At 67.6% G+C, this 20,346-nt stretch carries 16 protein-coding genes and 1 rRNA gene; 13 read left to right on the top strand and 4 right to left on the bottom strand.

Annotation, left to right across the window (positions count from 1 at the left end):
• Positions 1 to 90 precede the first annotated feature (90 nt).
• Entirely contained in the window at positions 91 to 948 is an 858-nt protein-coding gene (locus ACN9MP_RS11350) for a CPBP family intramembrane glutamic endopeptidase (RefSeq protein WP_426320251.1), read from the bottom strand.
• Between the two features lie 156 nt (positions 949 to 1,104).
• Between ACN9MP_RS11350 and ACN9MP_RS11345 the strand changes: the two genes are divergently transcribed.
• The 3 genes from ACN9MP_RS11345 (at position 1,105) to ACN9MP_RS11335 (ending at position 5,837) form a co-directional block, all read left to right on the top strand.
• A complete protein-coding gene (locus ACN9MP_RS11345; protein ID WP_426320249.1) occupies positions 1,105 to 2,955 on the top strand; it encodes an ABC transporter family substrate-binding protein in 1,851 nt (616 codons plus the stop codon).
• A 172-nt stretch (positions 2,956 to 3,127) separates the two neighbouring features.
• Positions 3,128 to 4,645 carry an ABC transporter permease gene (locus ACN9MP_RS11340; protein ID WP_426320247.1) on the top strand — a complete coding sequence of 506 codons (1,518 nt, stop codon included), beginning with the start codon at positions 3,128 to 3,130 and terminating at the stop codon, positions 4,643 to 4,645.
• Between the two features lies 1 nt (position 4,646).
• Positions 4,647 to 5,837, top strand: a complete 1,191-nt coding sequence (locus ACN9MP_RS11335; RefSeq protein ID WP_426320245.1) for an ABC transporter permease — start codon at positions 4,647 to 4,649, stop codon at positions 5,835 to 5,837.
• A 7-nt stretch (positions 5,838 to 5,844) separates the two neighbouring features.
• Here ACN9MP_RS11335 and ACN9MP_RS11330 read toward each other — a convergent pair whose 3' ends face one another.
• The gene (locus tag ACN9MP_RS11330; RefSeq protein WP_426320243.1) at positions 5,845 to 6,453 is read right to left on the bottom strand and encodes a PH domain-containing protein; all 609 of its coding nucleotides are present in this window, start codon (positions 6,451 to 6,453) and stop codon (positions 5,845 to 5,847) included.
• Between the two features lie 32 nt (positions 6,454 to 6,485).
• Here ACN9MP_RS11330 and ACN9MP_RS11325 point away from each other — a divergent pair, with 32 nt between their 5' ends.
• The 8 genes from ACN9MP_RS11325 to ACN9MP_RS11290 all read left to right on the top strand — a co-directional run bounded on the left by ACN9MP_RS11325 (position 6,486) and on the right by ACN9MP_RS11290 (position 14,824).
• Positions 6,486 to 8,285 carry a dipeptide ABC transporter ATP-binding protein gene (locus ACN9MP_RS11325; protein WP_426320242.1) on the top strand — a complete coding sequence of 600 codons (1,800 nt, stop codon included), beginning with the start codon at positions 6,486 to 6,488 and terminating at the stop codon, positions 8,283 to 8,285.
• A 91-nt stretch (positions 8,286 to 8,376) separates the two neighbouring features.
• A complete protein-coding gene (typA, locus tag ACN9MP_RS11320) occupies positions 8,377 to 10,290 on the top strand; it encodes a translational GTPase TypA (RefSeq protein WP_426320240.1) in 1,914 nt (637 codons plus the stop codon).
• A 67-nt stretch (positions 10,291 to 10,357) separates the two neighbouring features.
• The gene (locus ACN9MP_RS11315) at positions 10,358 to 11,122 is read left to right on the top strand and encodes an AzlC family ABC transporter permease (RefSeq protein WP_426320238.1); all 765 of its coding nucleotides are present in this window, start codon (positions 10,358 to 10,360) and stop codon (positions 11,120 to 11,122) included.
• Entirely contained in the window at positions 11,119 to 11,433 is a 315-nt protein-coding gene (locus tag ACN9MP_RS11310; protein ID WP_426320236.1) for an AzlD domain-containing protein, read from the top strand. The genes ACN9MP_RS11315 and ACN9MP_RS11310 overlap by 4 nt, the downstream gene beginning before the upstream one ends.
• Before the next feature lie 46 nt (positions 11,434 to 11,479).
• Positions 11,480 to 11,845, top strand: coding sequence for a DUF6113 family protein (locus ACN9MP_RS11305; protein WP_426320234.1), 366 nt, complete (start codon positions 11,480 to 11,482; stop codon positions 11,843 to 11,845).
• Positions 11,846 to 11,896: 51 nt separating this feature from the next.
• Positions 11,897 to 12,217, top strand: a complete 321-nt coding sequence (gene fdxA, locus ACN9MP_RS11300) for a ferredoxin (protein WP_426320232.1) — start codon at positions 11,897 to 11,899, stop codon at positions 12,215 to 12,217.
• Between the two features lies 1 nt (position 12,218).
• Complete coding sequence (dapC, locus tag ACN9MP_RS11295) at positions 12,219 to 13,340, top strand: succinyldiaminopimelate transaminase (protein ID WP_426320230.1); 1,122 nt, start codon at positions 12,219 to 12,221, stop codon at positions 13,338 to 13,340.
• Between the two features lie 185 nt (positions 13,341 to 13,525).
• Entirely contained in the window at positions 13,526 to 14,824 is a 1,299-nt protein-coding gene (locus ACN9MP_RS11290) for a citrate synthase (protein ID WP_426320228.1), read from the top strand.
• A 112-nt stretch (positions 14,825 to 14,936) separates the two neighbouring features.
• On the opposite strand, the gene ACN9MP_RS11285 is transcribed toward ACN9MP_RS11290, so the two are convergent.
• A complete protein-coding gene (locus ACN9MP_RS11285; RefSeq protein WP_426320227.1) occupies positions 14,937 to 16,379 on the bottom strand; it encodes an MFS transporter in 1,443 nt (480 codons plus the stop codon).
• 176 nt (positions 16,380 to 16,555) lie between these two features.
• On the opposite strand from ACN9MP_RS11285, the gene ACN9MP_RS11280 reads away from it, so the two are divergent.
• On the top strand, positions 16,556 to 17,125 hold the full coding sequence (locus tag ACN9MP_RS11280; RefSeq protein ID WP_426320225.1) for a TetR/AcrR family transcriptional regulator: 570 nt from the start codon (positions 16,556 to 16,558) through the stop codon (positions 17,123 to 17,125).
• An 89-nt stretch (positions 17,126 to 17,214) separates the two neighbouring features.
• Here the strand turns inward: ACN9MP_RS11280 and dapD are convergent, their stop codons facing one another.
• Complete coding sequence (gene dapD, locus ACN9MP_RS11275; protein ID WP_426320224.1) at positions 17,215 to 18,171, bottom strand: 2,3,4,5-tetrahydropyridine-2,6-dicarboxylate N-succinyltransferase; 957 nt, start codon at positions 18,169 to 18,171, stop codon at positions 17,215 to 17,217.
• Between the two features lie 559 nt (positions 18,172 to 18,730).
• Here dapD and ACN9MP_RS11270 point away from each other — a divergent pair.
• A 16S ribosomal RNA gene (locus tag ACN9MP_RS11270) occupies positions 18,731 to 20,253 on the top strand.
• Positions 20,254 to 20,346: the final 93 nt, after the last annotated feature.

Below are 20,346 nucleotides of genomic sequence, written 5' to 3'. Positions count from 1 at the left end.
AAACCCCAGGGAGCGGACGAGACCCGGGGTGAACCCCAAGGTCTCGTCCCTCAGTTGGGGTTTCGCGGAGGAGGGGGGCGCGGGACGGGCTCAGGCGGAGGGGGTCGGGGTGGGAGATGGGGACGGAGTGGGGATGGGGGCGAAGACGCCGGGCCACAGGGCCACGGCGACCGGATAGCCGACGAACGCCACGACGTCGAGGAGCGTGTGGGCGATGACGAGCGGCATGATCCGCCCCCACCGCCGGTAGCACCATCCGAACACGACGCCCATCACGGCGTTGCCGACGATCGCTCCGGGGCCCTGGTACGCGTGATAGGCCCCGCGGAGCGCCGCGGCCGTCAGGATGATGGACCAGTCGTTCCAGCCCAGGCGCCGCAGGCGATCGAACAGGTACGCGATGAAGATGACCTCTTCGGTGAGTCCGGCCCGCAGCGCCGACAGTATGAGCAGCGGCACCGTCCACCACGCCGCATCGAGTGGCGACGCCACCACGGCCACGGTGATCCCCAGCGCACGGCCGGCCGCGTAGAGGGCGAGTCCCGGCAGGCCGATGGCGGTGGCGAGCAGGATGCCGCGGCCCAGGTCTCCGCCGAAGCGCGTGAAGTCCAGCCCGATGCGTCGCAGGGCGTTGCCACCCGGCTCCCACAGCAGGTAGATCACGAGAGCGACGAGGGCGAGCGCGAAGAAGACCCCCAGCAGCTGGTAGACCACATCCCAGACGGCCTGGGCGTCGCGCGGCGGGTTCACCTGGGTCTGCTGCTGACCCAGCGGCACGGGCGCCAGGAGCTTTCGTACGAGCGACAGCACCGAGTACACGGCCGACTGTCCGACGGTCACTGCCAGGACGATCCAGACTTCCCACGTGAGCCGTCCGCGCTGGTACGGATCGAGGGGCGACAGCGTAGTGGATTCCCTCCTGCCGGAGGGCCGCGTTCGGGGGGTCATCTTGTCAGATTGTCACACTCGATCGCGATTGAGTTAAGGCTCTGTAACGTTTTCGCCGATTGTTTTGACCATCTCAGAGGGGGTGCTTATCGTTTTCCCATCCGCGCACCCGTCCCCCCAGCGGTCGGATGCGCATGACCCTGCACAGGAGGAACAGTGAGAATTAAGCGCATCTCGGCCGCGGTGGCACTCGCCGCAGCCGGCGCACTCGTGATCTCGGGGTGCGCCCCGAGCGGTGGCGACGAAGGCGCCGACGACTCCGGTCTCGTCGAGGGCTCGTCGATCACTGCCGCGTGGAACCAGGCGTTCTACTCGATGAACGGCAACACGTCGTTCGGCAACGCGACCGCGAACAACAACATCAACTACCTGGTGCTCGACGGCTTCAACTACTACGACAACACCCCGCAGCTGGTGAAGAACGAGTCGTTCGGCTCGTACGAGCTCGTCAGCGAGGACCCGCTGACCGTCAAGTACACCGTCAACGAGGACAAGAAGTGGTCCGACGGCACGCCGATCGACGCCGCTGACCTGTTGCTGTACTGGGCCGCGGAGTCGCGGGCACTCGATACGCCCGACTTCGACCCGGCCGAGTTCACCGACCCCGACACCGGCGAGTTCACCGACGCCTTCCCCACGGACGTCGTCTACTTCGACTCGGGCGCCACGCCCACCTCGGGCCTGGGACTCGTGACCGAGCAGCCTGAGATCGGCGATGACGGCCGTTCGGTGACCATCACCTACGACGAGCCGTTCGTCGACTGGGAGCTGACGTTCGCCACCATGGGCGAGATGCTTCCGGCTCACATCGTGGGCAAGAAGGCCCTCGGCATCGACGACAACGAGGAGGCGAAGAAGGCCGTCCTCGATGCCATCGAGAACAACGACGCGGCCGATCTCGCGCCGATCTCGTCGTTCTGGAACGGTGGGTTCAACTTCACCGAGATGCCGGACGACCCCGACCTCGTCGTCGCGAGCGGTCCGTACATGATCAGCGACTACGTCGCGGACCAGTTCGTGACCCTCACGGCCAACCCGGAGTACACCGGTGACAACTCGGCGAACATCGAGGAGATCACGATCCGCTTCATCCCCGACCCGCTCGCAGCGGTTCAGGCGCTGGAGAACGGCGAGGTGGACATCATCCAGCCCCAGGCGACGGCCGATATCACCACCGCGCTCGAGGGCATCGACGGGATCACCGTCGACACCAGCCTCGGCGGCACGTACGAGCACGTCGATCTGCAGTTCGACCAGGGCAAGAACCCGGAGAACATCTTCTCGAACCCGAAGGTGCGCGAGGCGTTCATGAAGGTCATCCCGCGTCAGGAGATCGTCGACACCCTCATCAAGCCGATCATCGGCGACGCCGCGATCCTGCGGAACTCGCAGCTGTTCGTGCCCGGCGCCGAGGGCTACGACGAGGCCGAGGCGGGCAACACGTCGGCTGACTACGCCGAGGTCGACGTCGAGGGCGCCAAGGCGCTGCTGGCCGAGTCGGGCGTCACCGACACGTCGGTCTGCATCCTCTACGCATCCAACAACCCGCGCCGTGTGAACGAGTTCGCTCTGATCCAGGCTTCGGCCGCTCAGGCGGGCTTCAACGTCACCGACTGCGGCTCGGAGGAGTGGGGCGGGCTGCTCGGCACCCCGGGCGCCTATGACGCCTCCCTCTTCGGATGGCAGTCGACGAGCCTCGGCGTGACGAACTCGCTGCCGACGTTCGAGACCGGTGGCATCAACAACCTCAACTTCTACTCGAACGCTGAGGTGGATGGGATCATCTCCCAGCTGAACACGGAGTTCGACGAGCAGAACAAGATCGACCTCCAGGTCGAGATGGACCGGCTGCTGTGGGAGGACTTCTACGGCGTCACCATCTTCCAGTTCCCCGAGGTCACCGCGATCAGCGACCGCGTGACGAACGTCGAGTCGTCCATCCTCGCGCCCACGGTGTTCTGGAACGCCTGGGACTGGGAGGTCACGGACGCCGGTTCGAAGGAGTAATCGCCCGATCGGTTCCCACCGGCCTTCGTCCGGTGATTGACCGAGGTGGGGTGCAGGTCCCCGAGGGGCCTGCACCCCACCGCGTTAGACTCCTCTCAGTAGCGGAGCACGGGCCGGGTGTCTCGCCGGCTCTTCCCTCGCGCTGCTCCATTGATTGGCAGGCGGCCACAACATGGCTTCATTCATCATCCGGCGATTGATCGCATCGATCTTCGTTCTCTTCGCCGCGACATTCCTGATGTATCTGCTGGTGTCCTACTCGGGCGATCCCCTTGAGGACCTGCGGCAGAGCAACGCACCCAACAAGGCCGAGCTCATCGAAGCTCGCACCAAGCTTCTCAACCTCGACGTCGCCCCTCCGCTCCGATACTTCTTGTGGCTCGGTGCACTGTTCCGCGGCGACTTCGGGATCAGCATCCAGAATCAGCCGGTGAACGCGCTCCTGGGGAACGCGATCACGTCGACGCTGACGCTCGTGACCACGGCCACCGTCGTCGCCATCGTCCTGGGCATCACGGTCGGCATCGTGTCGGCCCTGCGCCAATACACCGGGTTCGACTACGGAGTGACGCTGCTGTCGTTCCTGTTCTTCTCGCTGCCGATCTTCTGGGTCGCGGTGCTGCTCAAGCAGTACGGCGCCATTCAGCTCAACAACTGGCTCGCGGATCCGACCATTTCCGTGCCCGTCATCATCGGCACATCGATCGTGGCGGGTCTGATCTGGATGTCGCTCATCGGGGGCAGGTGGCGCCGCCGCCTCATCGTCTTCGCCGTCTCGGCGGTCGCGACCGCCGCCGTCCTGACGTACTTCTCCGTCACTCAGTGGTTCGCCGACCCCAGCATCGGGATCGTCGTGTATGGGTTCCTCGCGATCGGGATCGCCCTCGGCGTGACTGCTGTCTCCACCGGTCTGCGGAACCGCAAGGCGGTTTATGCGTCCCTCGTGGTCGCGGCCATCGGCATCGTCCTGTACGCGCCGATGATGAACTATCTCCTCAACGGGATGACCCTGTGGATCTTCCTGCTGCTCGCCCTCGCGACGGTCGTCGTCTCCGGGGCGATCGGATGGTTCATGGGAGCCCCGGACCCCGCTCCCGTGGCCCGGACGACCGCGATCGTCGGCTTCCTGGTGGCGGGATTCATCGCGCTCGACAAGTACATGTCGTACTGGCAGGCGTACGCCAACTCCAGTCGTGTGCGAGGGCGCCCCATCGCGACCGTCGGTGCGTCGACTCCCGGCCTCGGCGGCAACTTCTGGGTGCAGGGGATCGACCTGTTCACGCACCTTCTCCTGCCGACCATCGCGATCATCCTGATCTCCTTCGCCAGCTATACGCGGTATTCGCGCGCAAGCCTGCTCGAGGTGATGAACCAGGACTACATCCGAACCGCCCGCGCCAAGGGCCTGACGGGGCGCACGGTGGTCGTCCGCCACGCGTTCCGCAACGCCCTCATCCCGATCACGACGATCATCGCGTTCGATGTGGGAGCGATCATCGGCGGTGCCGTCGTCACCGAGACCGTCTTCGGCTGGGTCGGCATGGGCCGTCTGTTCGTGACCGCTCTCGACGTTCACGACCCGAACCCGGTCATGGCGTTCTTCGTGGTGACCGGCACACTGGCCGTCCTCTTCAACCTCATCGCGGACCTCGTCTACGCGGCCCTCGACCCGAGAATCAAGGTGGGCTGACATGGCCTCGACAATCAACGAATCCGACGCCCGCGAGACCGAGGCGAAGTCCGAGGTCTCGATCGAGCAGAAGGAGACCGAAGGCCTCAGCCAGGGACAGATCGTCCGGAAGCGGTTCTTCCGTCACCGCGCGGCGCTGATCTCGATGATCGTGCTCGCGTTCATCGTGATCCTCGCCTTCACATCGGTCGGCGTGAACCTGTGGGGCCTCCGCATCCCGGGGTGGTGGCAGTACTCCTGGGACGAGATCCCGCCCAAGGTGAACAACGGCGTGCCGACCATGACCCTCTGGCCGCTGCAGTTCGGCGATCACCCGTTCGGCCAGGACGAGGTCGGCCGTGACATCTTCGCGGTCGTCATGCGGGGTGCCCAGCAGTCGCTCATGGTGATGGCGATCGCCGGCGTCGTCGCAACCCTGATCGGTGTCGTGATCGGTGCCATCGCGGGCTACTACGGCAAGATGACCGATTCGGTGCTCATGCGTTTCACCGACATCATCATCACGATCCCCCTGATCGTGATCGGCTCGGTGCTGGGCAACACTTTCGGCAGCCTCGGCGCCGCGGTGCTCGGCGTCGTGATCGGCCTCTTCGCATGGACGACCATGGCGCGCCTGGTGCGAGGGGAGTTCCTGACACTGCGCGAGCGCGAGTTCGTGGATGCCGCGCGTGTCTCGGGTGCCCGGGACCGGCGCATCATCTTCCGGCACATCCTGCCGAACTCGGTGGGCGTCATCGTCGTGAACGCCACGCTGCTGATGGCCGGCGCCATCCTGCTGGAGTCGTCGCTGAGCTTCCTCGGATTCGGCGTGCAGTCGCCCGACACCTCTCTCGGCAAGATCATCTCCGAGAACCAGGCGGCGTTCTCGACGCGGCCGTGGATCTTCTGGTGGCCCGGTATCTTCATCATCGCCATCGCGCTCTGCGTGAACTTCATCGGCGACGGTCTGAGGGACGCGTTCGACCCGCGCCAGAAGAAGATGCCGAGCGAACGTGCCATGGCACGCGCCGGACGCGCCAAGGGACCGATCGCGCCGGGCGTCGACACGACGCCGGCCACGATCGGCGACACCCACATGGTCGATGTCGGGATGCAGACCGCCTACACCGGCGACGACATCGTGAACTTCAACGATCCCCGTCGTGAGGCTCCCGGCGATGTGCAGCACAAGCCGCTCGACCCGGAGCGGTGACGTGCTGTCAGACCAGCGCGCCGATCACGGTGGCCGCGGCCAGCGCCGCGACCACCGTGATGGTCGCCCAATGCCATCGCTGCGTCGAGGCCTCCGGATCCACTCCGCTGGCGAAGGCACCGGCGTCGCGCAACCGTTCCCAGTGACCGCGTATCAGCTGGGCCAGGTTGCCGCTGGGGGTGCTGAGGGCGTCCGCCGGACGCAGCTCGCCGACCGCGCCGCGGGCCGTCTCGCCGACGCCCTCGAAATCCTTCGGGGCCAGACCCATCGTGCGATGGCGTCCCGGAGCGGGCGCCGCCCACACGGGCACACGGCCGGTCGCGGTGTGCAGGGTCAGGGAGTACCGGGTGTCGATCGCGCTGATCGACGGCCAGGGCACGAAGTGCGTCCGCAGGACGTTCTCGACCGTGATGCCGTACTCCTGCACCAGGAGGCTCGGCCGCCAGAACAGCGCCCAGGCCAGCACGGCGACCAGCAGCACAGGCCAGACGTAACGCAGGGCCGAGGCCGGATCGGTGACGATCATCGCGACGACCCCCAGGCCGCACACCACATCGGTCACGACGGCGAGGACACGGCCGAACACCGGCCGGTAGTGGACCTCCTGGAACGACATGACTTCAAGCTTTGCAGATAGGACACCACGGAATGACTGACACGACGGGCACTGCCGCGGAGATCGCGGCGTCGCACGAAGCCCTTCCGGAGACGATCCTCCAGGTCGACAACCTCGGGGTCGAGTTCTGGGTGGACGGCCAGTTCTACCCGGCCGCGATCGACATGAACTACCAGGTCCGGCGCGGCGAGGTCCTCGCCATCGTGGGCGAGTCCGGCTCGGGAAAGAGCACGAGCTCGATGGCCCTGCTCGGGCTCCTCCCCGAGAACGCGCGCGTCACCGGGTCCATCAAGCTGCTCGGCCGGGAGCTGCGCGGCGTCGACGACGCGACGCTCCGGTCGCTGCGCGGCAACGAGATCGCCGTGATCTTCCAGGAGCCGATGACGGCGCTCAACCCCGTGTACACGGTCGGCTTCCAGATCATGGAGGCCCTGCGCTCGCACGACCGCGGACTCGCGCCGAGCGAGGCGCGCGAGCGCGCGGTGGAGCTGCTGCGCATGGTCGAGATGCCCAATCCGGAGCAGTCGTTCCACAAGTATCCTCACCAGCTCTCCGGCGGTCAGCGTCAGCGCGCCATGATCGCGCAGTCGATCTCGTGCGATCCGCTGCTGCTCATCGCCGACGAGCCGACGACGGCGCTCGACGTCACGGTCCAGGCCGAGGTGCTCGACCTGCTCCGCAACCTCCACAAGCGTCTCGATTCGGCGATCATCCTCATCACCCATGACATGGGCGTGGTGGCCGACCTCGCCGATCGCATCATGGTGATGAAGAACGGCGTCGTCGTCGAGTCCGGTGCGGTGGAGCAGATCTTCCACGACCCGCAGCACCCGTACACGCAGCAACTGCTGGCGGCGGTGCCCCACCTCGGCCTCGGCGTGCTCGAGGAGGCCCAGCCCGCTGCTGCGGAGGTCGTCGCCGAGTCGGCCGCGGTGCCGTCGGTGTCGTCGATCCGTGAGCGTGCCAGCGAGGCAGCGGAAGAGACCGTCGAGACCCGCACGCCGGTGCTGGCATTCGAAGACGTCGCGATCGAGTACCCCAAGCGCGGGCGGATCCCGGCCTTCCGTGCCGCCGAGCACATCGATCTCGCGATCTACCCGGGCGAGATCGTGGGCCTCGTGGGGGAGTCGGGCTCCGGCAAGACGACCCTGGGGCGGGCGGCGATCGGCTTGCTCCCGATCGCCGAGGGCAAGCTCACGACGGTCGGCACCGACATCTCGCACGCGTCGCAGAAGGACCTGTTCGCGATCCGTCGCAGGACCGGCATCGTCTTCCAGGACCCCGCGTCGTCGCTCAACCCGCGCATGCCGATCGGGCAGTCCATCGGCGAGCCCCTCCTGCTCTCCGGGGCCGCCAAGGGCAAGGACCTCGACAAGCGCGTCGAGCAGCTGCTCAGCCAGGTCGAGCTGCCGGCGTCGTACCGCAACAGGTTCCCGCACGAGCTCTCCGGGGGCCAGCGCCAGCGCGTCGGCATCGCGCGCGCTCTCGCACTCGCCCCTGAGCTGCTCGTCGCGGACGAGCCGACATCGGCGCTCGACGTCTCGGTGCAGGCCCGCTTCCTCGATCTGCTGCAGGACCTCCAGCAGCAGCTGCAGTTCGCCTGCCTCTTCATCAGCCACGATCTCGCCGTCGTCGACATCCTGGCCCACCGCATCGCGGTGATGCACCACGGCAAGCTCGTCGAGAGCGGTACGCGGGACGAGATCCTGCGGGGCGCGCAGGATCCGTACACCCAGCGCCTCATCGCGGCGGTCCCCGTGCCCAACCCAGAGGAGCAGAAGGTGCGTCGCGAGGCGCGCGCCGCACTGCTGAGGGCGGGCCTGGAGGGCTGATCATAGCGCCGAAAGGCGACACACAGGAGCGCCTAATAGAATGGGGGATGCCGGCACTCCGGCATCCCCCTTCTCTTTCAAGGATTCCCTCATGGCGCGCGCCCTCCGACCGGACCTCCGCAATGTGGCGATCGTCGCCCACGTCGACCACGGCAAGACCACCCTGGTCGACGCGATGCTCCGCCAGACCGGCTCGTTCGGCGAGCACGCTCACGTCGAGGAGCGCGCGATGGACTCGAACGATCTCGAGCGTGAGAAGGGCATCACGATCCTCGCCAAGAACACGGCGATCACCTACAACGGCGCCCACACCGACGTGCCGGTGACGATCAACGTCATCGACACCCCGGGCCACGCGGACTTCGGCGGCGAGGTCGAGCGCGGTCTGTCGATGGTCGACGGCGTCGTGCTGCTCGTCGACGCGAGCGAGGGCCCGTTGCCGCAGACGCGCTTCGTGCTGCGCAAGGCGCTCGAGGCCAAGCTCCCGGTGATCCTGCTGGTCAACAAGACCGACCGCCCCGATGCGCGCATCGCCGAGGTGGAGGAGGAGGCCCACGACCTGCTCCTCGGCCTCGCCTCCGACCTCCACGAGGACGTTCCCGACCTCGACGTCGACGCCCTGCTCGACGTGCCGGTGGTCTACGCGAGCGGACGCGCGGGGGCAGCATCCCGCAACCGTCCCGCCAACGGCGAGCTTCCCGACAACGCCGACCTCGAGCCGCTGTTCGAGGCGATCCTCGAGCACGTGCCGGCGCCGGCGTACGACGACGAGGCGCCGTTGCAGGCCTGGGTCACCAACCTCGACTCGAGCCCGTTCCTCGGCCGCCTCGCACTGCTGCGCGTCTTCAACGGCACGCTCAAGAAGGGTCAGACCGTCGCCTGGGTGCGCCACGACGGGTCGCACTCGAACGCCCGCATCACCGAGCTGCTGAAGACCCGCGCGCTCGAGCGGTACCCCGCCGAGGAAGCCGGCCCGGGCGACATCGTCGCCGTCGCCGGCATCGAGGAGATCACCATCGGCGAGACCATCGCCGATCCCGAGGACGTCCGCCCGCTCCCGGCCATCACCGTCGACGACCCCGCGATCTCGATGACCATCGGCACCAACACCTCGCCGCTCGTGGGCAAGGTCAAGGGCCACAAGGTCACCGCCCGCATGGTGAAGGACCGCCTCGACCGCGAGCTCATCGGCAACGTGTCGCTCAAGGTCGTCGACATCGGGCGCCCCGACGCGTGGGAGGTGCAGGGCCGCGGCGAGCTGGCGCTGGCGATCCTCGTCGAGAACATGCGTCGCGAGGGCTTCGAGCTCACCGTGGGCAAGCCGCAGGTCGTCACGCGCAAGGGCGAGGACGGCAAGGTCAAGGAGCCGTACGAGCACCTGACCATCGACGCCCCCGAGGAGTACCTCGGAGCGATCACGCAGCTGATGGCGTCGCGCAAGGGCCGCATGGAGACGATGGTCAACCACGGCACCGGCTGGGTTCGGATGGAGTTCATCGTGCCGTCGCGCGGTCTCATCGGCTTCCGCACCGAGTTCTTGTCGATGACGCGCGGCACCGGCATCGCCAACGCCATCTCGCACGGCTACGACGACTGGGCCGGCCACATCGTGGCCCGTCAGAACGGCTCGATCGTCGCGGACCGCGCCGGCGTCGTCACCCCGTTCGCCATGATCGCGCTGCAGGAGCGCATGAGCTTCTTCGTGCAGCCCACCGAAGAGGTGTACGAGGGAATGGTCGTCGGCGAGAACTCGCGCGCCGACGACATGGACGTGAACATCACCAAGGAGAAGAAGCTCACGAACATGCGGTCGTCGACCGCCGACGCGTTCGAGTCGATGACACCCCCGCGCCTGCTCTCGCTCGAGGAGAGCCTCGAGTTCGCCCGTGACGACGAATGCGTCGAGGTGACGCCCGAGAAGGTGCGCATCCGCAAAGTGATCCTGGACGCCACCGAGCGCGGCCGTGCCGCTTCGCGCCTCAAGCGTCAGGACGCGAACGCGTAGCGAACAGGGTCCACTCGTGGCCGGGCGGCCCGGCGGCCCTGCGCGCCGCCGCGGCTAGCATGACGGGGTGACCCTCGAACCGCACTTCGACGACGCGCACAGCGCCGGCGAGGCGAGGAGGGCGGTGCGCGAAGGCGTGGGCGTGGCGCTCGCGACGAGCGCGTACGGCATCTCTTTCGGCGCGCTGGCGGTCGCCTCCGGGCTCGATCTGTGGCAGACCTGCGTGCTCAGCCTCGTCATGTTCACCGGCGGGTCCCAGTTCGCCTTCGTCGGCATCATCGGCGCCGGGGGACTGGCCGCCGCACCCTCGGCGATCGCGTCCGCGGCGCTTCTCGGAGTGCGCAACGTGGCGTACGGCATCCGGATGTCGCCGGTCATCGGCGCAGGCTTCTGGCGCCGCGCGGCCGCGGCGCAGTTCACGATCGACGAGTCGACCGCGGTGTCGCTCGCGCAGCGCACCCAGCGGGCGCGGACGCTCGGATTCTGGGTGACGGGCCTCGGCATCTACGTGGGCTGGAACCTGTCGACGCTGGCCGGTGCGCTGCTGGGCGACGTCCTGGGCGACCCCCGGGCCTACGGGCTCGACGCCGCGGCGGCTGCCGCATTCCTCGCGCTCCTGTGGCCGCGGCTGCGCGCCCGCCAGCCCATCGTCGTGGGAGTCGCGGCCGCCGTGGTGGCGACCGTGCTCACTCCCGTCGTCATGCCCGGGCTCCCGGTGATCATCGCCGCGGTCGTGGCGATCGTCGTGGGCTGGACGAACTGGCTCGGCAAGGACGAACCGGCGGATGCTGCCGAGCCCGACGACGTCGCCGAGCGGGAGGGGCTGCCGTGACCCTGTGGACGGCGGTGCTCGTCGCCGCGATCGTGTGCGTCGCCCTGAAGACGGTCGGCTACCTCATCCCCGCGAGGTGGGTGGAGGCCCCGACGCCGATGCGCATCGCCGACCTTCTCACCGTCGCCCTGCTCGCCGCACTCGTGGCGGTGCAGACATTGGCCGCCGGCCAGGCCGTCGTCGTCGACGCCCGAGTTCCCGCGGTGCTCGTCGCAGCGGGCCTGCTCCTGCTGCGGGCGCCGTTCCTCGTCGTCGTGATCGCGGCGGCCCTGGTGGCGGCGCTCCTGCGACTGTGGGGCTGGGCCGCCTGAGGGCTCCGGCCCCGGACCGCGCGACCGGGGTCGGTACGATCGAAGGATGCGCCCTCCCGCCCCCGCCCGCATCGGCAGCTGGATCGTCGCCCTCGTGGTCGGGCTCGTGTACGGGGTCGCCGGGACGGTGGCCCACTCGTACGCCATCGGGTGGTTCCCGCTCGGCCTGCTCCTGGCGGTCATCGGCTCGGGCGCACTGCTGCTGGCGGTGAGGCTGCTCACCGCGGACCGGTGGGCGACGCTGGCGACGGGCGCGGGCATGATGATCTCGACGCTGGTGTTCTCGGGAAGCGGCCCCGGGGGCTCCGTCGTCGTGCCGCAGACCGGCTTCGCCGTCGTGTGGACCGTCTCCGTGCCGATCCTCGTGGCGGTCGCCGTGGCCTGGCCGGACCGCGTGCCCGCGACCCCCTGAGCGTGCGTCGCACGGCCGAGCCTGCATCCATGCCCCGGCTAGACTGATCACGTGACGTACGTGATCGCCCTTCCCTGCGTGGACGTCAAGGACCGCGCCTGCATCGACGAGTGCCCCGTGGACTGCATCTACGAGGGTGACCGGTCGTTGTACATCCACCCCGACGAGTGCGTCGACTGCGGTGCGTGCGAGCCGGTGTGCCCGGTCGAGGCGATCTACTACGAGGACGACCTGCCCGACGAGTGGCAGGACTACTACAAGGCGAACGTCGAGTTCTTCGACGACATCGGCTCGCCCGGTGGTGCCGCCAAGGTCGGCGTGATCCACAAGGACCACCCGGTCATCGGGGCGCTCCCGCCGCAGGAACACTGACGTGGGGGTCGCCGACCTCGCCGACTACCCCTGGGACGCCGTCGCTCCGTATGCGGCCCGCGCCCGCTCGCACCCCGACGGCATCGTCGACCTGTCCATCGGATCCCCGGTCGACGCCACCCCCTCGGTGGTGGCCGACGCGCTCCGCGCCGCGACCGATGCCCACGCGTATCCGCAGACCGTCGGCACGCCCTCACTGCGCGCCGCGATCGCGCAGTGGTACGACAGGCGCCGCGGCGTTCCGGCGCTGACCCCCGAGAACGTGCTCCCGACGGTCGGCTCGAAGGAGCTGGTCGCCTTCCTCCCGCTGCTGCTGGGCCTGGGCCGCGGCGACGTCGTCGCCCACCCCCGTGCCGCCTATCCGACCTATGAGGTGGGCGCGCGTCTCGTCGGCGCGACGCCGGTGGCGGCGGACGACCCGGCGGACTGGCCCGAGGGCACGCGCCTGGTGTGGGTGAACTCGCCGGGCAACCCGGACGGCCGCGTGCTCGACGTCGACGCCCTGCGCGCCGCCGCCGGGCGAGCGCGTGCGCTCGGTGCCGTTCTGGCGTCGGACGAGTGCTATGCGGAGCTCGGCTGGGACGCGCCATGGGACGCCGAGCCTGTGCCGTCGGCTCTCGATCCCCGGGTCACCGAGGGCGATCTGACCGGCATCCTGTCGGTCTACTCGCTCAGCAAGCAGTCGAACCTCGCCGGCTACCGCGCCGCTTTCCTCGCGGGCGACCCGTCCGTCGTCGCGCGTCTCCTGACGGCCCGCAAGCACCTGGGGCTCATGCTGCCGCTGCCGGTGCAGGCCGCCATGGTGGCCGCGCTCCACGACGATGCCCACGTGGCCGCCCAGAAGGAGCTCTATCGGCGGCGGCGCGCGGTGCTCCGGCCCGCCGTCGAGGCCGCCGGGTTCCGGGTCGATGCCAGTGAGGCGGGCCTGTACCTCTGGGCGACTGAGGGTCGCGACGCCTGGCAGAGCCTGGGGCGCCTCGCCGATCTCGGCATCCTCGCCGGACCCGGTCACTTCTACGGCACGCACTACCCGCAGCACATCCGGCTCTCGCTCACCGCGACCGACGAGCGGGTCGCTGCGGCGGCTGGGCGCCTGCGCGGGGCATCAGACCTGTCTATCTGAGGATTCCTCTATCGGATGCCTCGACCCTTTGGCTGTGTCAGCAGTAGGCGTGACGGGCCACTAGGCTGTACAAGGCGGCGACGCGGCATCCCCGTCCCGCTTCTGCCGTCCTGATGCAGGCGCCTGAAGGTGTCGCCCAGGACTGGACGACACCCCCCGGCACGACAGAATCGCGAGGAGGCGCCGTGAGCGACACGGGAACCCAGCAGGAGAAGGCCACCCTCACGATCGGCGATACGACCGCCGAGTTCCCGCTGCTGCAGGGCACGGACGGCACTCCGAGCGTCGACCTGTCGACGCTCACGCGTCAGACCGGCTATACCGCGCTGGACTACGGCTTCGTGAACACCGCCGCCACCAAGTCGGCGATCACCTATATCGACGGCGATCAGGGCGTGCTGCGCTACCGCGGTTACCCCATCGAGCAGCTCGCGAAGAACAGCACCTATCTCGAGGTGGCGTGGCTGCTGATCTATGGGGAGCTTCCCACCGCCGACGAGCTGGCGGAGTGGGACGAGAAGATCCGTCGTCACACGCTGCTGCACGAGGATCTCAAGCGGTTCTTCTCGGCGCTGCCGCACACCGCGCACCCGATGTCGGTGCTGTCGTCGGCGGTCTCGGCGCTGTCGACCTATTACGAGCACCAGTCCGACCCGAACAACCCCGAGCACGTCGAGCTGAACACCATCCGCATGCTGGCGAAGCTGCCGGTGATCGCCGCCTACGCGCACAAGAAGAGCATCGGCCAGGCGTTCCTGTACCCCGACAACTCGCTCGGGTTCGTCGACAACTTCCTGAAGCTGAACTTCGGGGTGCTGTCGGAGGTCTACCAGGTCGACCCCGTCATGTCGCGCGCGCTGGAGCGCCTGCTGATCCTCCATGAGGACCACGAGCAGAACGCGTCGACGTCGACGGTGCGTCTCGTCGGCTCCACGGGAGCGAACCAGTTCTCCTCGATCTCGGCGGGCATCAACGCGCTGTACGGGCCGCTCCACGGCGGTGCGAACGAGGCGGTGCTCGACATGCTGGCGCGCATCCGCGACTCCGGTGAGAGCGTGCAGCGGTTCGTCGAGCGGGTCAAGAACAAGGAAGACGGCGTGAAGCTCATGGGCTTCGGGCACCGGGTCTACAAGAACTACGACCCGCGCGCGAAACTCGTCAAGGAGTCGGCCGACGAGGTGCTGTCGGCGCTCGGTGTGAGCGACCCGCTGCTGGATCTGGCGAAGGAGCTCGAAGAGATCGCCCTCAACGACGCGTACTTCCAGGAGCGGCGCCTGTACCCGAACGTCGACTTCTACACCGGCGTGATCTACAAGGCGATGGGCTTCCCGACCCGCATGTTCACGGTGCTCTTCGCCATCGGGCGCCTGCCCGGCTGGCTCGCCCAGTGGCGCGAGGCCGCCGGCGACCCCCAGACGAAGATCGGCCGTCCGCAGCAGCTGTACGTCGGCGCCGCCGAGCGGAGCTACCCCGGACTCACGTGAGCCGGCCGTTGCGCGTGTCATCGCGCAACGCGTGATCCGACGATGGATGCTGCGCCCCGTGCGGGGACGCAGCATCCGTGTCCTGCGGCAGGTGACGGCCCGGGGCCGGCCGTCAGACGACCTCGGCGAGGACCGCGGGTTCGTCTGCGCTTTCGAGTGGGGTCGGTGCGCCGCCATCCGTCTGCCGCCGTGGCCGCACGGCGAGCACGATGACCGCGGCCGCCACCGCGCCGGCGGCGAGTGTCAGCCACGCCACGGCGTAGCCGTCGAGCGCCGGGGTGCCGCCGGGCGCCACCGAGCCGAACACGATCGCGGTCGTGAAAGCGGAGCCGATCGCCGACCCGATGGTGCGGAGGTTCGCGTTGACGCCGGTGGCGATGCCCGTCCGGTCGGCAGGAACGCTCTCGACGACGATGCTCGCGGTGGACGCGTACGCGAGTCCGATCCCGAGGCCGAACACGCCCCCCGCGGTCGCCAGCGAGACGAGCGTCTCGTGGTCGAACACCGCGAAGACGACGCCGCCCGCCATGAGCATCGCCCCGATCGCCATCATCAGGCGCAGAGGAACGATGCGGGCGATCGCGCCGGTCGCGAAGCCGACGCCCGACATGCCGATGAGCAGGGGAAGGAGCGCGAGCCCCGCGGACTGGACGCCCAGCCCCAGCCCCCATCCGGAGCTGGACGGAGTCTCGAGGAACTGCGGAAGGTACCCCCAGAATCCGAAGGCGGCGGCTCCGATGAGCAGCGCCGCGACGTTGACCGGCCAGATCGCGCGGGATGCCATCAGCCGCAGGTCCACCAGCGGCTCGGCCGAGCGGAGCTCGGCGACGATCCAGCCCACGATCAGCGCTGCGGCGACGGCGAACAGGCCGAGCGTGAGAGGGGAGGTCCATCCCCAGCGCGCGCCGGAGCTGAGCGGCACGAGAAGCGCGATGAGCCAGCCCGACAGCAGCACGGCTGAGGCCACGTTGACGCGGCCCTTCGCGCGGAGCCCGGCCGGCGGCACCAGCACGACCGTCAGCAGGATGCCCGCCACGGCGGCCACGAACGGGACGGCGAAGACGCCCCGCCAGCCGAGTAGCCCGGCGAGCGGTCCCGCCAGGACGCTGCCGGCCGCGCCGCCGATGCCGATGATGGCGCTCGTGGCGCCGATCGCGCCCGTGAGCTGGTGCCGCGGCATCACGTCGCGCAGCAGGCCGAACGCGAGGGGGAAGAGCGCGCCGCCGACCCCTTGCAGCACACGGGCAAGGATGAGCACCCCGAGGGTCGGTGCGAACGAGGCCACGATGTCGCCGACGGCGACGACGCCGAGCACGGCGAGGAACGTGTTGCGACGCCCCCGCAGATCGCCGATGCGGCCGAGCAGGGGAGTGGCGACCGCGGCCGCGATCAGCCATGCGGTGTTCGTCCAGGACGCTGCGTCCGCGCTCACGCCGAAATCGGTGGAGATCAGCGGGATGACGGGGATGACCAGGTTCTGCAGCAGGGCGAGCGAGGCGACGCTGAGCGCGATCGCCGCGAACGCGCCGCGAGGGGTGAAGGGGACAGTGGGCATCGACATGCCTTCCGATGGGAGCGGATCCGATGATCCGCGGTAAAGTGGAGGGAGGTCTCCGAACGGAGGATGCCTCCGCTTTGAGATTAGCGGAGGAGCCCTCCGCTTCGCAAGCCTCGGTTTTCGAACCGGCGTCGAGTGGCGGCGGTTCCCCTTCACTTCGGGAGGTCGGCGAGATGGCCGTCGTCGAGCGGGTATCGGCACTGGATGCACGGAGGCCGCAGCGCGCGGACGCGGCGCGGAACTTCGATGCGCTGGTCGCGGCAGGACGCGAGGCCTTCGCCGAGCAGGGGTCTGCGGCATCCCTCGAAGACATCGCGCGCCGCGCGGGTGTCGGGATAGGCACGCTCTATCGGAACTTCCCGACCCGCGATGACCTGATCGAGACGCTCTACCTGGGCGAGGTCGACGCGCTCGCGCGGGCCGCGGATGAGGTCGCCGACCTCGAGCCGTGGGACGCCCTGCGGGCGTGGCTCGATCGCTTCGTCTCGTACGTGGGCACGAAGCACGCGCTGCTGGACGGGCTGAACCGTCGCTCCCCCGTCCTGGCCGAGTGTCGGACGATCATGCTCGGTGCGGGGGAGCCTCTGCTCGCACGGGCGCAGGCGGCGGGCGAGGTCGACCCCGGCGTCACGATCGGCGACGTCGTCAAGCTCGTCTCGGGAGTGGCCGCAGTCGCCTCGTTCGACGACGACGCGCAGCGGCAGCGGGTGCTGAACCTCGCGATCAATGCCATCCGTCGCTGAGTCGCCGCGGCGCGGCGCCGACGGTCTCGCACGCAGACGGCGAGACCGCCCCGCCGCAGTGGGCGAGGCGGTCTCGAGGGGACCGGACGTCAGGCGTGCAGCGCCTCGTTGAGCGTGACGCCCACGCCGGCGCGTCGGACTGCCTCCACCGCACCGGTCAGCGAGTTGCGCCGGAAGAGCAGTCCTGCGACGCCGGACAGCTCGGCGCCCTTCACGGTCGGGAGGGAGCCGTCGGCGCGGCGCGGCTCGTCTGCGAGCAGCACCTTCGTGCCGGCCGTCACGTAGAGGCCGGCCTCCACGACGCAGTCGTCGCCGAGCGAGATCCCGATGCCGGCGTTCGCCCCGAGCAAGGTACGGGCGCCCACCGACACCTTGTGCGTGCCGCCGCCCGAGAGCGTGCCCATGATGGAGGCGCCCCCGCCGATGTCACTCCCGTCGCCGACGACGACGCCCTGCGAGATCCGGCCCTCGACCATGCTCTGGCCGAGCGTTCCGGCGTTGAAGTTCACGAAACCCTCGTGCATGACGGTGGTTCCCGGCGAGAGATACGCGCCCAGGCGCACGCGGGAGGCGTCGGCGATCCGAACCCCGGGCGGCGTCACGTAGTCCAGCAGGCGCGGGAACTTGTCGAGCCCCTGCACCTGGATGCCGTCGCGAGCCAGGAACGGGCGCAGCCGCGCCAGCGCGTCGGGGTGCATCGGACCCGCGTTGGTCCACGCGACATTCGGCAGGTGCCCGAAGATGCCGTCGAGGTTGACCTCGTTCGGCCGGACGAGCCGGTGCGACAGCGCGTGGAGGCGGAGGTACGCGTCAGGGGTCGAGGTGGGCGCGGCGTCGAGATCGACCTCCACGGCGACGATGTCGACCGCGACGGCCCGCCGGGCGTCCGCGACAGCGAGCCTGTCGAGGTCGTCCGGTGCCATGCGGGGATCGAATCCCAGCGGGATGCGCCCGACGAGGGGGGAGGGGAACCACGTGTCGAGCACGGTTCCGTCGTCGGCGGTCGTTGCGAGGCCGGCGCCCCATACCCATCGTTCTTCGGTCATGCCGATAACGCTACGCGCTCCGGCGAGCCGGATCCCGCGTGTTTACGCGGCGCAGCCGACGCGACACGCCCGGGGTGCGGGCTCGATTCGACGGAGGGACCGATGCGGCGTAATGTTCTTGTTGTTCGCCCCAAAGGGTAGAGCGGAAGGCCGGAAGGTCTGGCTCCCCTCAAGCAGCGAAGCACCCCATCCGATCTGCTCCTGGCGAGTGGGCCGGGTTCCGGTTTAGGATGGGTTTCTTCCACTCTCGTGCTTCCTCGTCGGCGGCCATGGTGAAGCCTCGTGCCTCACAGGGTCCGCTTGACAGTCGGGCCGGGATGTGTAAGATAGAGAAGTTGCCCTGCGGCGAAGGTTGAGAGACCTGAACGCGGGTGCGTCCGATCTTTGAGAACTCAACAGCGTGCACTTGTCAAATGCCAATTTATTTCTCTGTCGACCATTTTTTGGTTGGTGGGGGTCTTTTTTGGATCAATTCATGGATGTCAGTTTGATATTCGTTTTTGGTCATGGTTGAACTCGTTGCTTTCGGTCTTATTCCGACTGTTTGCAGCATCATTTTTTTATGGAGAGTTTGATCCTGGCTCAGGATGAACGCTGGCGGCGTGCTTAACACATGCAAGTCGAACGGTGAACACGGAGCTTGCTTCGTGGGATCAGTGGCGAACGGGTGAGTAACACGTGAGCAACCTGCCCTGGACTCTGGGATAAGCGCTGGAAACGGCGTCTAATACTGGATATGAGCCTCTATCGCATGGTGGGGGTTGGAAAGATTTTCGGTCTGGGATGGGCTCGCGGCCTATCAGCTTGTTGGTGAGGTAATGGCTCACCAAGGCGTCGACGGGTAGCCGGCCTGAGAGGGTGACCGGCCACACTGGGACTGAGACACGGCCCAGACTCCTACGGGAGGCAGCAGTGGGGAATATTGCACAATGGGCGGAAGCCTGATGCAGCAACGCCGCGTGAGGGATGACGGCCTTCGGGTTGTAAACCTCTTTTAGCAAGGAAGAAGCGAAAGTGACGGTACTTGCAGAAAAAGCGCCGGCTAACTACGTGCCAGCAGCCGCGGTAATACGTAGGGCGCAAGCGTTATCCGGAATTATTGGGCGTAAAGAGCTCGTAGGCGGTTTGTCGCGTCTGCTGTGAAATCCCGAGGCTCAACCTCGGGCCTGCAGTGGGTACGGGCAGACTAGAGTGCGGTAGGGGAGATTGGAATTCCTGGTGTAGCGGTGGAATGCGCAGATATCAGGAGGAACACCGATGGCGAAGGCAGATCTCTGGGCCGTAACTGACGCTGAGGAGCGAAAGGGTGGGGAGCAAACAGGCTTAGATACCCTGGTAGTCCACCCCGTAAACGTTGGGAACTAGTTGTGGGGTCCTTTCCACGGATTCCGTGACGCAGCTAACGCATTAAGTTCCCCGCCTGGGGAGTACGGCCGCAAGGCTAAAACTCAAAGGAATTGACGGGGACCCGCACAAGCGGCGGAGCATGCGGATTAATTCGATGCAACGCGAAGAACCTTACCAAGGCTTGACATACACGAGAACACCCTAGAAATAGGAGACTCTTTGGACACTCGTGAACAGGTGGTGCATGGTTGTCGTCAGCTCGTGTCGTGAGATGTTGGGTTAAGTCCCGCAACGAGCGCAACCCTCGTTCTATGTTGCCAGCACGTAATGGTGGGAACTCATGGGATACTGCCGGGGTCAACTCGGAGGAAGGTGGGGATGACGTCAAATCATCATGCCCCTTATGTCTTGGGCTTCACGCATGCTACAATGGCCGGTACAAAGGGCTGCAATACCGTGAGGTGGAGCGAATCCCAAAAAGCCGGTCCCAGTTCGGATTGAGGTCTGCAACTCGACCTCATGAAGTCGGAGTCGCTAGTAATCGCAGATCAGCAACGCTGCGGTGAATACGTTCCCGGGTCTTGTACACACCGCCCGTCAAGTCATGAAAGTCGGTAACACCTGAAGCCGGTGGCCTAACCCTTGTGGGGGGAGCCGTCGAAGGTGGGATCGGTAATTAGGACTAAGTCGTAACAAGGTAGCCGTACCGGAAGGTGCGGCTGGATCACCTCCTTTCTAAGGAGCACCTCAACCTTCGGGTTGGAGGACCCAGCTCAGGGCGAATGTTCCTGGGTGGGGCTCGTGGGTGGAACATTTGACATGGCATCA

The organism is Microbacterium sp. E-13, from assembly GCF_049912955.1.
Classification (GTDB): domain Bacteria; phylum Actinomycetota; class Actinomycetes; order Actinomycetales; family Microbacteriaceae; genus Microbacterium.
This window is presented reverse-complemented; position numbering and strand designations above follow the sequence as displayed.